The following is a 12,988-nucleotide window of genomic DNA, read 5'->3' as shown; positions in this document are numbered from 1 at the left end:
TATATGCTCGAGCCATGACATTCTACGGAAGAAGCCGGGAGCTGGGTCTGCTACGCGCGGCCTTCGACCGCCCAGAGGCGTCCGTTGTGACCGTCTCCGGCATGCGCGGAGTCGGCAAAACGGCCCTTGTGATCAGGGCCCTCGATGGCTTCGAGGCGTTGCGTTTGCGATGCCCGCCACTGCCGGACCAAGCACAGCGGGAGACGCTCGCTCGGGCGCTGCAAAGGGGGACCGACCCAGATTCCGGAGCGGAGTCGGCGCTTCCCTACCCGGCCGCTTGGGCGGAGCTGTTCGGGGTAGCGCTCGGGCGCGCAAAACCCAGTGCCGCACCGTACGTGTTGGTGCTCGACGACGCACACCGCCTCCGGCATGCGAGATCACGGTTTCAGGCACCGCTTCGTGCGACACTCGAGAAGGCACGCGCGGAGGGCCGCGCGCTGCATGTCGTGCTCATGAGTCACTCACTCACGAGCGCAGCGACCGAGGCGTTCACCGACGTGCTCGGCATGCACCTCGACCTGGGCCCCCTTCCCTTCCGCTCGGCGGTGCCGCTGCTGCCGAGAGGGCAGCCGCGCGACCTGGTCCGCGCGTACACTGTCTTCGGCGGCATCCCTCGGGTTCTACGCATGCTCGATCCATCGACCACGCTCGGCACCAACCTCCGAAACCTCGTGTTCGACACCAGCGGCCCACTCGCGGAAGCCGGACGGGATTGGCTCGAAGCGGACCTGCAAACCCCCGCGCGCTACTACGCCGTGCTCTCCACCCTCTCGAGCGGCGAAGCGAGCTGGAAGACGGTACATGCAGGGGTGCCTGATTTGACGACGAGCGGCCAGATCGCACCCTATCTGCAGCGCCTGCTCGAACTCGGGTTGTTGGAGATCAGGCAGTCCATGGACGCAAAGCCGCGGAACCGCTCGCGACGCTACCGAATCCGGGACCCATTCCTCGCCTTCTGGTTTCGGTTCGTGCTTCCCCGCCTCCACAATCCTACCGGTCTAGATTCGGCGGCGTACGTGAGCGAGGTCATTCGAAGCGAGCTCGACAGACACGTCGTCGGTGTCTTTCCTGCGATATGCAGGGATTTCATGCAATTCGATGCGATCGAGGCGTTCGGGGCCAACGCCCGGGAAGGTGGCTCGCTCTGGGGTACGGGCTATCAGATCGGCATCGCAGGCATCCTGTCGTCCGGCGCCGCCTACTATGGCGACAGCTACTGGGTACGGCTCGCGTCGGAGGACCGCCCGCTCGAGCAACTCGATGCCGCCATACGCGAGACGAGCTACGGATTCGGGCGCGAGCAACGCATACGCCTCATCTTCACGGGCCAGCCGCTACCGCGCGGTCTCAAACGGGAGGTCGCGCGCAGGCTCGACGCGAGGGTGGTCGATGCCCAGGCCTTGGCTGGTCTGGACTAGAAGGCTGTTGAAGAAGTACAGCGGGCCGCGTTGGGGATGCCACGGCCCCAGATCCTAGGCGGAGCGACGACGCCATAGCCGTCGCTACGGCTAGGAGCCCCAACGACGGAGATGGGGCCGTGCCACCCCAACCCACACACTCGTATGTTCATTTCATCATGGTGCTGGGCACATGGCGGTTGCGCGGTTGATCCATCGTCTCTCCTCGTCGCCGTAGCCCTGCTACGACTCCTCGTCGTTCCTTGCCTGAACGCGCGCAAGCGCCATGTGCGCGGCCCACTGTACTTCTTCAACAGCCTTCTAGCAGCGACACCTCATCTCATACGTCGAGGTTCTTCACATACCTCGCGTTCTTCTCGATGAACTGACGTCGTGGCTCCACGTCGTCACCCATGAGCCGGTCGAACAAGTTGGAAGCGATCGCAGCGTCCTCGATCTGGACCTGCAGGATAGTTCGCGCCTCAGGGTCCATGGTGGTCTTCCAGAGCTGGTCCGGGTTCATCTCACCGAGACCCTTGTAGCGCTGGATGGTCACGCCCTTCGCTTCCCCGTTCTTGCCCCCGAGCCGCTTGAGGTACATGTCCCGCTCTTGGTCGGAGTATGCATAGAAGTCGGACTTACCCTTGTGCACGCGGTATAGAGGCGGCTGCGCGATGTAAACGTACCCTGCCTCGATGAGCTCCCGCATCTGACGGAAGAAGAACGTGAGAAGCAGTGTGCGGATATGCGCACCGTCAACATCGGCGTCCGTCATGATCACGACCTTGTGATAACGTACCGACTCGAGATCGAACTCCTCGCGGATTCCCGCGCCGATCGCGGTGATCATCGCGCGGATTTCCTCGTTGGAGAGGATCTTGTCGATACGCGCGCGCTCCACGTTGAGGATCTTCCCCTTGAGCGGGAGGATCGCTTGGAACGCACGGTCACGACCCTGTTTCGCGCTACCGCCTGCAGAGTCCCCCTCGACGAGATAGAGCTCGCAGAGCGAGGGATCAGAAATCGAGCAGTCTGCGAGCTTCCCCGGGAGCACGCCACCTTCGAGCCCACTCTTCTTGCGCGCGAGATCCCGCGCCTTACGCGCAGCATCCCGCGCCCGCGCCGCCTGCAACGACTTCTCGATGATAGCCTTCGCCGCCTTGGGATTCTCATCGAGGAAGATCGACAGATGCTCGTTGACCGACGCCTCCACGGCACCGCGCACCTCGCTGTTGCCCAGCTTGGTCTTGGTCTGACCCTCGAACTGAGGTTCCATGACCCGGATGCTGAGAACGCAGGTAAGACCCTCGCGGACGTCGTCGCCCGAGAGGCTCTCGTCCTTCTTGAAGATCTTGTTGCGGCGGGCGTAGTCGTTGATCGTGCGCGTCAGCGCCGCCTTCAGCCCCGTCAGATGCATGCCACCTTCGTGCGTATTGATGTTGTTCACGAAGGTGTGGGTATTCTCGCTGAAGCCCTGGTCGTACTGGAGCGCCAACTCGATCTCGGCCTCGGGCCTGGACGTCTCGAAGTAGCAGACTTTTTCGTGCAGCGCCGTGCGGCTGCCGCGCAAGAACTCCACGTACTCGGCGATTCCACCCTCGTATCGATAGTCCTCCGACGTGCGTCCATTGCGCTCGTCGGTGAGCGTGATCTTCAGGCCCTTGTTGAGGAAGGCCATCTCACGCAGGCGGTTCGAGAGCACCTCGATCGAATACTCGAGCTCGGTGAAGATCTCGTCGTCCGGCTTGAACCAGACTTTGGTGCCGGTGCCCTTCGCCTTCCCGATCTCCTCCAGCTCCTTGACCTTCACCCCCCGCTCGTAGCGCTGGTGGTACGTCTTGCCACCACGGCGGATCTCGACCTCGAGGAAAGCCGAGAGTGCGTTCACCACGCTCACGCCGACGCCGTGCAGGCCGCCTGAGACTTTGTAGGTGTCTTTGTCGAACTTACCGCCGGCGTGCAGCACCGTCATGGCGAGCTCGACACCGGGCACTTTCTCGGTGGGGTGGATGTCCACCGGGATGCCTCGCCCGTCGTCCACGACCGAGACCGAGTTGTCCTCGTGGATCGTGACCGTCACCTCCGAACAGTAACCGGCCATCGCCTCGTCGATCGAGTTGTCGACGACCTCGTATACGAGGTGATGCAGTCCGCGCGCCGACGTCGAGCCGACGTACATGCCCGGCCGCTTCCGCACCGCCTCCAGACCCTTGAGGACCTGGATTTGTCCGGCGGTATACTCCGCATCTTTCGGTTTCTTGCTCTTTGCCATGTCCGCTCCGTGAGCGCTGATATCGGTGTTCGCGCTGCTAGATCGTCTCCGCCAGCACGAAAACTATACGTTCCAATGGGACATCCCCGAGGCGCTCGTTCACCTTCGCAAGGAACTCCCCCTTCATGATGTTCAGCTCCATCAGCCACGCACTGGTGCGTACCTCGACGAACAGCGTCGCCTCGGACACACCCTTCGCCCTGGTCACGTGTGCGACGTGCTCGCCAACGAGCTCGGGCCAGAGGTCGAGCACCCTCATGCGCTCGACCTGTTCCTTCACCCCGTGCTTCTCGAGAACGGCAGCAAGCACCGAGTCGATGCGAACCGGTCTGCCGGCCATCACGCGGTGATCCTGCCTGCTTCGATGTGCCAACGGGCGAGCGAATCCTTCCGGATCTTCACGTCGGCCTCCTTCGGCGACGTCAGCACGACCTGCCCCATCTCTTCCTTCTCCATCAGCGCAAGCACCCGTTCGCCCCGCCCGCTGTCCAACTCCGCGAAGACGTCGTCCAGGAGGATCAAAGGCCTTCGCTGGCGAGTCTCCCGGATCGTCCTAGCCTCGACGAGCCGGAGCGCGAGCGCAGCCGTGCGGCGCTGCCCGCCCGAGCCGTACGTGCGCAGGTCGAGGCCGTTCGCATGGTCTTCCAGCCGCAGGAGGAGATCGTCCCGGTGCGGGCCGACGACCGTTGTTCCCATTCTCCGCTCGCGCTCGCTCGCCTCGGCGAGGGCGTCGCGGAAGGCAGCCGCGATCTCTTCTTCGGACACGGCGGCATCAAGCGTCACGCTCGGCCGGTACGTCATTTGCGCAACGACACCGTCCGAGACCTCCCGGTAATAGTCCCCGAACGCCCCGCACCGCTGTTCGATCCAGTCCCGCCTGGCTCGCATCACCCCCGCGCCGCTCCTGACGAGCCCCCTGTCCCACGCCACGACGACCGAAGCGGGCTGCCCGTCCTTGAGCGAAGCGTTGCGGCGCACCAGGATCTTTCGGTAGTCCTGGAGCGCCGTGAGGTACCCGGGCTCGCTGAGGGACAGCACGATGTCGAGAAAGCGCCGGCGCTCCGAGGGGCCTCCGCTCACGAGCTCCACGTCGGCAGGGGAAAAGATCACTGCTGCGAGGCGCCCCAGCGCGTCGCCCATGCGCTCGGGCTCCGCGCCGTCGACCGAGACCTTCTTCCGCTTTCCTTTCTTCTCGAAGGCCGCCGCGACCTCCGATGACCCGCCCGCGTCTGTCTCCTCCAAGGTGCCGGCGACCCTAAAGACCCCCTGGTGGAACGCTACGAGTTGTTCGTCGCGAGCACCTCGGAAGGACCGGAACGTCTCGAGGTAGTAGATCGCCTCGAGGAAATTGGACTTGCCCTGCGCGTTGTCACCGATCAACGCGACACCCTCGGACGGGAGTTCCAGATCCTGACTTCCGAGGTTTCGGAAGTGGCGAATCGCGAGCCCGCTCAGACGCACGGACCAGCGGTTGGGAGAGTCCCGGAGCGCATAGGACAATTTAATGGATTTTCGAGCGCAGGACTACCCCGAGTGGAAGTGCCCGAAACGCTTGTGGCAGAACGCTTTTCGGCGCTCCATCCCGCCACCGTCATGTGTATGGCTTTCCCCCAGAATCAAGCCCCGAAGGTCACCCCGATCAGCGTCCTTTGAAGTCCGCTTTCCGCTTCTCCATGAACGCCGCCATGCCCTCCTTCATGTCCTCCGTCGAGGCGAGAAGACCGAAGAGGGAGGACTCGAAGGCGAGAGCATCCGGCGTCGCGGTGTCGAGCGCTCTGTAGATCGACTCCAGCGCCATGCGCACCGCGATGGGTCCGTTCTTGGTGATCCTACGCATGAACTTCTTGGCGTCGCTGAGCAACGACTCGCGGGGCACGACGGCAGACACGAGCCCAATCTGCTCGGCGCGTTCCGCGCCAACCATCTCCCCGGTGAGCGTGAGTTCAATCGCCCTACCGAGACCCACGAGGCGGGAGAGTCGGATCGTTCCTCCGTAGCCGGGGATGATGCCGAGACCAACTTCGGGTTGACCGAAGCGGGCGTTCTCGCTCGCGATGCGGAGGTGGCATGCCAGGGCGAGCTCGCAGCCTCCCCCCAGCGCAAATCCCCCGACCGCTGCGAGCACGGGCTTCGGGAAACGCTCAATCGCCATGAAGACATCCTGGCCGTCCCGGCTCACTCGAACCCCCGAGATCGAGTCCATCTTCGCGAGTTCACCGATATCCGCTCCTGCGACGAACGCCTTCTCACCCGCCCCCGTCACGATCACACCCCGTACGCTGTCGTCCTCCCTCAGGCTCTCGAAAACCTGCCCTAACTCGGCGACCACCTCGGCGTTGAGCGCGTTGAGTTTGTCCTGCCGATCGATGAAAATAACTGCGATCTCGGCGTCTTGTTCGACTCGGATGTACGTCAGATCGGCCATGTTCGGGCGGTCCTTCCCAGAGCGTGTGCAGCTGTCGGAACCGAGCAAGATAACGGCTCGACCAGCGATGGAAAAATGCCCTCCCAGCCCTTACCTTTGCGCGCTGAGCCGCGCGATTCGGTGCGCACACGTCCGCACCCGCGCCCGCCATTTTCCCTGTCCGAATCGGGCGAGAGGCCCGAAGTAGGAGCGTACATGAGCCGGTCCCTGAACAAGGTGATGCTGATCGGAAACGTCGGTAACGACCCGGAGATCCGGGCGACTTCATCAGGCGCGCGCGTGGCCAAGCTTTCCGTGGCGACGAACCGGTCCTGGTCCGACCGCTCCGGCCAGCAGCAGGAGAAGACCGAGTGGCACCGGCTGACTTTCTTCGGGCGCCTGGTCGACATCGTCGAGCAATGGGTGAAGAAGGGTGACCGGCTCTACGTGGAAGGCCGCATCGAGTACTCCCAGACCGAGGGCGAGGGCGGGACCAAGTACTGGACCGACATCGTTGTCAACGAGATGGTGATGCTCGGCTCGACGACCGGCGGCGGCGGCGCAAGCTTCGATCGCGGGAGCGGGGCCGGCGGCGAGTTCAGTGGCGGCGGTAGTGAACGTGGGGGTGGAGGTGGCGAAGGCAGTCAGGCCAGTGCCACCGAGCCGGACGACGACCTGCCCTTCTAGGCTCGGCTATTTAGCTGTCTACAGGCACCTCGGCCTCGGACTCCCAGAGGCCCAGGAAGTACTCTTCATACCTCTCGGGGTGAGCCCGGTAATCGTCTAGCCACATCTGGAAGGGCGGTAGCGAGATCTTGCGGGACAGCCAGTCGGTAGCGATGCGAACCATCTCGACGTACGTCAGTTCCTCGTCTCCGCCGTCTTCGCTGTAGGCCCGTTGGGCGAGCAGGTAGATCTCGTCCGGGCTCAGATAGAGGAGGAGATCCGCGACCTGCGCCGAGCAGTAGTCGACATACTTGGCGCGCAGGACCTCTGGCGGCTCTTCGGAGCCCTGTTGACCCGCGTCCACGGTGACGCTCCCGCTGGACGTGAAGAAGCCCCCGGCTACGCCGGGCGCGATCGGTTACGTCGGGTTCGATCGCGCCAAAGGTATGGACCGGAAGGCTTTGAAGCGCAAGCTCTAGGAAACGGCCTGGGGCGCCTCTTGGACCTCTTGGGGCGGCTCGGTCTTGCTCTGCTCGCGTAGGTGCCGGTAAATGAAGCGCCGGGTCAGACCGTACAAGACCACGCGGCTCAGAAACTCGGGATCCGTCTTCTGGACCTCTTCAGCCTGAGCGGCGATGTCGCGCGGCAAGCGCACTGTGAGTTGCACGGAACACATCTCCCACATAGACACACCTCGCCCTCGACTGCAGGATGAAAAAACACGGTTTTCCGAGTCCCGCTCATCGCGGGAGGATGTCGACGATGGTTCGGCTGAGCGGCGGCGCCATCATCGATGTTGTTCACCACAGTAAGTCACTCGTCAGGTGTACGCAACCCCTTTGTTGGCCGGGCCACAAGAAAATGTGTGATCGGTAAAGTGTTGTCCTGTAACGACTTACGATTTCCCTATTTTCCCTAAACCAACTGTTCCCAAACTTCATCGCATCTTATACTCCACAGCGTGCGTGTCGCGGAAGTGCAAGTGGCTCACAGAGTTTGGAGATCCGAACTTCTCGCTCACACACAGTCGACCGTCAAGAACTTTTTACAAATAAAGTGCCACGGGAGGGTAGAGCAGAGAAACGCTATTAGGGGTGCTTTCTCAGAGCCGATGAAGCGCTCCGGTGGTGCCGCAGGATCGGTCGCACTGACGATCATCGCGGTTCGGTAGGCCCGCCCCGAGTCCCCATTCTGGAATGCGACACACCCTCGCCGCGCCGGACCCCCGCGTAACGACTTCAAGTGCCGTGAACTCGCGTAACGGGCCGTGCGCACGTCCACCGTCGCCACGGGGCCTCGGCCGCCGTTGCCCCCGGCGACCACGGGCTGCTAGTAAGCTAGTGCACCACGAGCGAGCCCGTCGCCGACCGTGCCAACGTCACCGCCTCGACCATCGACTCCTGAACACGGAGACTATCGAGCGTCTCACGTTCACCAAAGGTGTCCAGCATGTGCTCGACCGACCTGAAGCGGTCCGGCTCGAAGCGAGCCATCATCGAGACGAGTCCTCGGCGCATCGCCGCGAGACTCGTGCGGGCCTCTCGGAAGGTGGTCGGCAGAGGAAGCCGCACGCGGTACTCGATCGAGTCAGCGTCCCAGACTGGCTCGAAGCGACATACCTCGGCGCTCGGAAACGCTTCCGAGAGCGCATGCTCGAGCGGACCGTCGGGCTCGCTGAACGCCGTCTTGAACACGAGTGCACAAGCATCGTAGTCGAGGTGTACTCGGGTGAGTCGCCCTGGTCCGAGCACAAACCGGATCGACGTGCCCTCGTGCAGGTCCAGGTCGCGGCAAATATCCCGGTAGCCGATCCGCAGGAAGGTCGGGCGTGTGAGCGGACCGAAACCCACGCGCTCCAGAATCCGAAGCCCGAGCTTGAACGAGTACTGACGGAGTGGGCTTTCGTCGCGGGTAGCCGCGGTCGCGGTAATCAGGCTCGCGACGTGGTCCAGGGTCGGCTCGTAGACCCAGTCCAGCACCACGAGCTCGGTACTGAGATCGAGGACTTTCACGCGACCGCTCCCGAGGTCTATGACTTCGGCGGAAGCAGCGTAGCGGCCCTCGACCACGAGCGCGAGCCCGATGTCCTCGATGCGACCCCCGGGAGCGTCCATCTCATGAACGTCCCTGTATTGCACAATCGCGCGAGTGAGCGGAAGCTCACAGATCCCGGGAACATCCCCCATCGCCTCGGGGCGGGCGTAGGTCTGCGTGCTCGGATCCATTGCCTGGTCTCGTTCGCGCCGACCCCACGGGGCACGGACGCGCCTTTTTGTGGAAAAGAAACCCGGCCGGGGGCCGGGTTCGACTGAGTCGGGTCGGGGCAACACCCCAACACACACAACGCTTTCGTAGGATCTGGCACTCACGATCCGTACCAACGTTAACGACCTGTTTACGGCCACCGCAAGGAAAACGTCTGGCCGGTGATGGTCAGGTCGTGGATCGCGCCTTGCTCAGTCCAGGCACCCCGATCATCTTGGGACGACCCCAGCCGAACCGCAACGGACCCGCCCATCCTTCATGACGATGCTCAACGAACGTAGACGCTCGGTCGCGTTCATCGAGAACGATGGCCAACCGTGGGCGTGTTTCCTCGTCACGTTCGTGGAAGAAGAGGGGCTGTGGCACGGCTACTTCTCGTTCCGACCAGGACATGGAGAAGCCGAAGAGGACGAGGTTCGGACCGCCGACATCTTCATCGAAGACTCGGAAGCCGAGATCCACGACAAGGCTCGCGGGCTGGGCCGCCCTCTCCTGACCGGATTGCTGGATTCCGCCCTGCACACGAGCCGACGAAACGGGAACGGCAACCCTCGGCTCAGGGGGCGGTTCCGGAGACTTCTCAGGGAGAACGCCCACGAAATCGCCGGTGATTGGGCGACCGCCGACGTGTCTCTTCCGAAGCGTGAAGAGCTCGAGGAACTCAGGTCGCTCTACACTTCCTACCGCCTGGACCAGGTCTCGCACTTCATCTGCCTGGTCGAGCTGGCGGACTTCGAGCATGCGGTCGACCAAATCCTCGATGGCGAGAGCATCGACTTCCGCAGCAAGGACCGGGTTCAGTTCGCGATGATGGTCGTCGACCATATCGAAAGGTTGCTGCCGCTTCCCGACTTCGAGACCTGGGCCCAGGACTTTCTGGCGCACCCCGAAGCGTACCGCCTATACACACACACGCTCCATCGGGAGGGACGACTCCCGTAGCGGCCCACGGTAGAGGCGTGGGGGGGTGAAGCCCGTTGTGCGACCCGAGCCCCACATTTAGTTTTCTGGGCTTTATTGTTCAGATCCAATGCCTAAGGAGCGTGATCGTCTTGGAAGTAGTCGTCCAGGATAACGAGAGCCTCGACCGCGCACTGCGGCGCTTCAAGCGCAAGGTGCAGCGTTCTGGTCTTTACTCCGAACTGCGCAAGCGTCGGTACTATGAGAAACCGAGCGCCCAGCGTAAGCGGAAGCGTGAAGCGGCGATTCGTCGCGAGCGCAGGCGTCAGCGTCGAAATAGGCGCTAGCCACAGCCTGAGCCGGGCCGCATGGCACTCCTACGCGGCGCGCTGCTCGAAGAGCTCGCCCAACCCCGCCCACGCGTGGAGCGACGAGGGGGTCAGGTAGGTCCACACGAACGCGATAAGCAGACGGTTCCACCCCCGGACGGTCCGCACCTCGGTCGGCGTGAGTCCGGTCAGTGAGACCATCGCGCGGCACAGGTTGCCATCCGATGTGAAGCCGAGCCTGTACGCCGCCTGCGCGACGGTGACCTCGCGATCGGACAACAGGTACGCTACGGCCATCATTCTGAACCATCGCAGGTACGTGTACGGCGACTCCAAGCCACGCCTGCGGAATCTCGCCTTCAACGCCCCCCTGCTCAGGTGGCATGCCCGAGCCATCGCGTGCAGGTCGTGATAATGCGTCGGGAACTCTAGAACGCGGCGTGCAAATGCACGGAGCGGACCCGGCAGGGGGGTCCCCGCCGCTTTGCTCAGGTCGGCCAGCGTTCTGTCCACCCAGGACACGCCGTACTCTTGCCTGCCGATGACGTCGCGCAGACGCGCGGTGAGGTACTCGAGGCGTGGAGCCGGCACGTCCCGGCCCAGGCGGTCCACCTCCCAGCTCCTCATCAAGGCTCGGTCTAGCAAGAGAACCGGGAGATCCGGACGAATGCCGCTGAACGGCTGCGTCCTCGCGCCCGAGCGGATCAAGAGGCGTGGGAAGCCCCGTTCGAGCGCAGACGTCGCAAGGACCGGATCGAACACCACATCCTCGTCCGGACGTGCGGCATGCCCCACAACCGTCCTGAGATACGGATCTGAGAGTAATGCGACGATCATCGGCAGTCCCCCCTCCGACGTTCTGATGCCGGTGCCCATGAGTCGGGCCCGTCTTCTATAGTGCTACCGATATAGTGCTACCGAACCTCCTCATCGCGCCAGCTATTCTCGCCCAGGGTGCGAATTCGCCCAGCGTACGAGCCTCGCTACAACGGAAGAGGAACGGGCTTGTCTCCCGACCAGTCATAGAAGCCCATTCCAGTCTTACGACCGAATCGCCCCATCGCTACAATCCGCTTGAGAAGTGGAGGGGGAGCATACCGCGCCTCACGGTACTCCTCGTACATGATCTCGCCGATCATGTTCAGTGTGTCGAGGCCCACGAAGTCACAGAGGACGAACGGGCCCATGGGGTATCCACACCCGAGCGCCATCGCCGTATCAATGTCCTCTACGCCGGCGACGCCCCGCTCCAGCTGCCGGATCGCGTCGAGCATGTACGGCACGAGCAGCAGGTTCACGATGAAACCCGAGTTGTCCTTCGCCGCGACAGGCGTCTTGCCGAGCGCCTTTGAAAACGCGAAGGCACGGTCGAACGTCTCGTCGCTGGTCGCGATCGTTCGGACCACCTCCACGAGCTTCATGACCGGTACCGGATTGAAGAAGTGCATGCCCACGAAGCGGTCGGCGCGCGATGTCGCCGCGGCCATATCGGTGATGGTGAGCGAGCTCGTGTTCGACGCGAAGATGGTGCCTCCACCGCACAGGCTATCGAGTTCGCCGAACAGAGCGTTCTTCGCCGCCAGCTCCTCGACGATCGCCTCGATCACGATGTCGCAGCCCTGAAGGTCAGGTACCTCCGTCGTGAAGCTGAGGCGCCCCAGCGCCGCGTCGCGGTCCTCGGCGGTGAGCTTTTCTTTCTGGACGGCCCGCTCCATCGACTTGCGAATGCGCGCCTCTCCCTTCTCGAGCAGCTCGTCTGTCACCTCTCGAACGATTACGTCGAAGCCACTCTTCGCGGCGACCTCCGCGATGCCGCCGCCCATGAGGCCACAGCCGACTACGCCGACCTTGCTGATGTCCAATTCTATCTCCGTGTCGATTTGTTGGGACGCCCGTTCAGGCATCGTTTGCATCGTCCGACCTCATCACGTCGCGGGCTACCCCGTGGAAATGGCGCTTGACCCAGCGCCGCCAGGCTGCCGGGGGCGGCTCGAGCGAACGCCCGAGTTCCAGAGTGTCGAGTATGCCTTCGAGTTCGGTCTTTGCCTCCAGCAACTTCTTCTTGGCCGACGCGCCAGTCAGGTACGCGATGCCACCCGTGACGCCACCGCCCAGGAGAACCCCGGCAGCTACCGCCAAAGCGACCGGCGTGAGAGTGGAGAGCGCCCATCCCCCAAGCGTCCCAGACGCCGCGCCGCCGAGTCCGCCGAACACGACCGCACTTCCCACGCTGTTCCCACGCGTACCAGGATCGACCACGATCTCGACACGCGACCTGCCCTCCTCGAGCCGTTGCAGGTGTACTTCCACCGACTTCGCGGACGCGATGTAGTACTTCCGCGACTGAGAGCTCGCAGCGCGGGCGATCCGTGACACCCAGTCGACGGCGGGACGATACAGCAGGACTTCGCTTCCCCTGCGCACCGCCTGCAGCAGCTGCGTGCCCACCAGGAAGTCGTCCAAGCGCTTGGACAGCTCCGACGGGTTCCCGGGAACCACGCGAGCAGCTCGGATGAACTGGGGCCCGAACCATCGGTCCAGGGGCCCGCCGAAGGCTGAGTCCGACCGCACCTCGTCCAGCGCCTGCCGGACGTGCATACTGCTGAGGCCGACCTCCCCGGCGATGCGGAAGAGCTCGGCCTCGGAAAGCTCTCCGTCACCGCTGCCCCCATCCGACGACGACAGCTCGGCGGCGCGACCGATGACCGCCTCGAACTCGCGTCGGGTGAGGCCCTTACCGGTCTGGTCGCTCATA

The 12,988-nt window shown here is 63.5% G+C and carries 14 protein-coding genes; 4 read left to right on the top strand and 10 right to left on the bottom strand.

Annotation, left to right across the window (positions count from 1 at the left end; translation table 11 throughout):
- Positions 1-14 precede the first annotated feature (14 nt).
- Positions 15-1,418: an ATP-binding protein gene (locus IIB36_06310; GenBank protein MCH7531366.1), complete on the top strand. Its 1,404-nt coding sequence runs from the start codon at positions 15-17 to the stop codon at positions 1,416-1,418.
- 319 nt (positions 1,419-1,737) lie between these two features.
- Here the strand turns inward: IIB36_06310 and gyrB are convergent, their stop codons facing one another.
- The 4 genes from gyrB to IIB36_06290 all read right to left on the bottom strand — a co-directional run bounded on the left by gyrB (position 1,738) and on the right by IIB36_06290 (position 6,094).
- Positions 1,738-3,669: a DNA topoisomerase (ATP-hydrolyzing) subunit B gene (gene gyrB / locus IIB36_06305; protein ID MCH7531365.1), complete on the bottom strand. Its 1,932-nt coding sequence runs from the start codon at positions 3,667-3,669 to the stop codon at positions 1,738-1,740.
- A gap of 37 nt (positions 3,670-3,706) precedes the next feature.
- On the bottom strand, positions 3,707-4,009 hold the full coding sequence (locus IIB36_06300; protein MCH7531364.1) for a DUF721 domain-containing protein: 303 nt from the start codon (positions 4,007-4,009) through the stop codon (positions 3,707-3,709).
- Complete coding sequence (locus IIB36_06295) at positions 4,009-5,169, bottom strand: DNA replication/repair protein RecF (protein MCH7531363.1); 1,161 nt, start codon at positions 5,167-5,169, stop codon at positions 4,009-4,011. The genes IIB36_06300 and IIB36_06295 overlap by 1 nt, the downstream gene beginning before the upstream one ends.
- A 139-nt stretch (positions 5,170-5,308) precedes the next feature.
- Positions 5,309-6,094: an enoyl-CoA hydratase/isomerase family protein gene (locus IIB36_06290; protein ID MCH7531362.1), complete on the bottom strand. Its 786-nt coding sequence runs from the start codon at positions 6,092-6,094 to the stop codon at positions 5,309-5,311.
- A gap of 195 nt (positions 6,095-6,289) precedes the next feature.
- Here IIB36_06290 and IIB36_06285 point away from each other — a divergent pair, with 195 nt between their 5' ends.
- Complete coding sequence (locus IIB36_06285; protein MCH7531361.1) at positions 6,290-6,760, top strand: single-stranded DNA-binding protein; 471 nt, start codon at positions 6,290-6,292, stop codon at positions 6,758-6,760.
- Between the two features lie 10 nt (positions 6,761-6,770).
- On the opposite strand, the gene IIB36_06280 is transcribed toward IIB36_06285, so the two are convergent.
- The 3 genes from IIB36_06280 to IIB36_06270 all read right to left on the bottom strand — a co-directional run bounded on the left by IIB36_06280 (position 6,771) and on the right by IIB36_06270 (position 8,964).
- Complete coding sequence (locus IIB36_06280; protein MCH7531360.1) at positions 6,771-7,103, bottom strand: hypothetical protein; 333 nt, start codon at positions 7,101-7,103, stop codon at positions 6,771-6,773.
- A gap of 111 nt (positions 7,104-7,214) precedes the next feature.
- Positions 7,215-7,406 (bottom strand): hypothetical protein, encoded by a 192-nt coding sequence (locus IIB36_06275; GenBank protein ID MCH7531359.1) that lies wholly within the window; start codon positions 7,404-7,406, stop codon positions 7,215-7,217.
- Positions 7,407-8,076: 670 nt separating this feature from the next.
- Positions 8,077-8,964 carry a hypothetical protein gene (locus IIB36_06270; GenBank protein ID MCH7531358.1) on the bottom strand — a complete coding sequence of 296 codons (888 nt, stop codon included), beginning with the start codon at positions 8,962-8,964 and terminating at the stop codon, positions 8,077-8,079.
- Between the two features lie 298 nt (positions 8,965-9,262).
- Between IIB36_06270 and IIB36_06265 the strand changes: the two genes are divergently transcribed.
- Positions 9,263-9,946, top strand: coding sequence for a hypothetical protein (locus IIB36_06265; protein MCH7531357.1), 684 nt, complete (start codon positions 9,263-9,265; stop codon positions 9,944-9,946).
- A 104-nt stretch (positions 9,947-10,050) separates the two neighbouring features.
- A complete protein-coding gene (locus IIB36_06260; protein ID MCH7531356.1) occupies positions 10,051-10,251 on the top strand; it encodes a 30S ribosomal protein S21 in 201 nt (66 codons plus the stop codon).
- Between the two features lie 30 nt (positions 10,252-10,281).
- On the opposite strand, the gene IIB36_06255 is transcribed toward IIB36_06260, so the two are convergent.
- From IIB36_06255 to IIB36_06245, 3 genes are all read right to left on the bottom strand, one after another.
- Positions 10,282-11,070 carry a helix-turn-helix transcriptional regulator gene (locus IIB36_06255; GenBank protein ID MCH7531355.1) on the bottom strand — a complete coding sequence of 263 codons (789 nt, stop codon included), beginning with the start codon at positions 11,068-11,070 and terminating at the stop codon, positions 10,282-10,284.
- A 146-nt stretch (positions 11,071-11,216) separates the two neighbouring features.
- Positions 11,217-12,101 (bottom strand): 3-hydroxybutyryl-CoA dehydrogenase, encoded by an 885-nt coding sequence (locus IIB36_06250; protein MCH7531354.1) that lies wholly within the window; start codon positions 12,099-12,101, stop codon positions 11,217-11,219.
- Between the two features lie 28 nt (positions 12,102-12,129).
- Positions 12,130-12,987, bottom strand: coding sequence for a hypothetical protein (locus tag IIB36_06245; GenBank protein MCH7531353.1), 858 nt, complete (start codon positions 12,985-12,987; stop codon positions 12,130-12,132).
- Position 12,988 lies beyond the last annotated feature (1 nt).

Source organism: Gemmatimonadota bacterium, assembly GCA_022560615.1.
GTDB lineage: Bacteria > Gemmatimonadota > Gemmatimonadetes > Longimicrobiales > Gaopeijiaceae > UBA1138.
This window is presented reverse-complemented; position numbering and strand designations above follow the sequence as displayed.

Excerpts from the sequence above, each read along its gene's own strand:
- IIB36_06285 (MCH7531361.1), top strand. The coding sequence starts at position 6,290 with ATGAGCCGGTCCCTGAACAAGGTGATGCTGATCGGAAACGTCGGTAAC.
- IIB36_06290 (MCH7531362.1), bottom strand. The coding sequence starts at position 6,094 with ATGGCCGATCTGACGTACATCCGAGTCGAACAAGACGCCGAGATCGCA.
- IIB36_06270 (MCH7531358.1), bottom strand. The coding sequence starts at position 8,964 with ATGGATCCGAGCACGCAGACCTACGCCCGCCCCGAGGCGATGGGGGAT.
- IIB36_06300 (MCH7531364.1), bottom strand. The coding sequence starts at position 4,009 with ATGGCCGGCAGACCGGTTCGCATCGACTCGGTGCTTGCTGCCGTTCTC.
- IIB36_06245 (MCH7531353.1), bottom strand. The coding sequence starts at position 12,987 with ATGAGCGACCAGACCGGTAAGGGCCTCACCCGACGCGAGTTCGAGGCG.
- gyrB (MCH7531365.1), bottom strand. The coding sequence starts at position 3,669 with ATGGCAAAGAGCAAGAAACCGAAAGATGCGGAGTATACCGCCGGACAA.
- IIB36_06265 (MCH7531357.1), top strand. The coding sequence starts at position 9,263 with ATGACGATGCTCAACGAACGTAGACGCTCGGTCGCGTTCATCGAGAAC.
- IIB36_06255 (MCH7531355.1), bottom strand. The coding sequence starts at position 11,070 with ATGATCGTCGCATTACTCTCAGATCCGTATCTCAGGACGGTTGTGGGG.
- IIB36_06310 (MCH7531366.1), top strand. The coding sequence starts at position 15 with ATGACATTCTACGGAAGAAGCCGGGAGCTGGGTCTGCTACGCGCGGCC.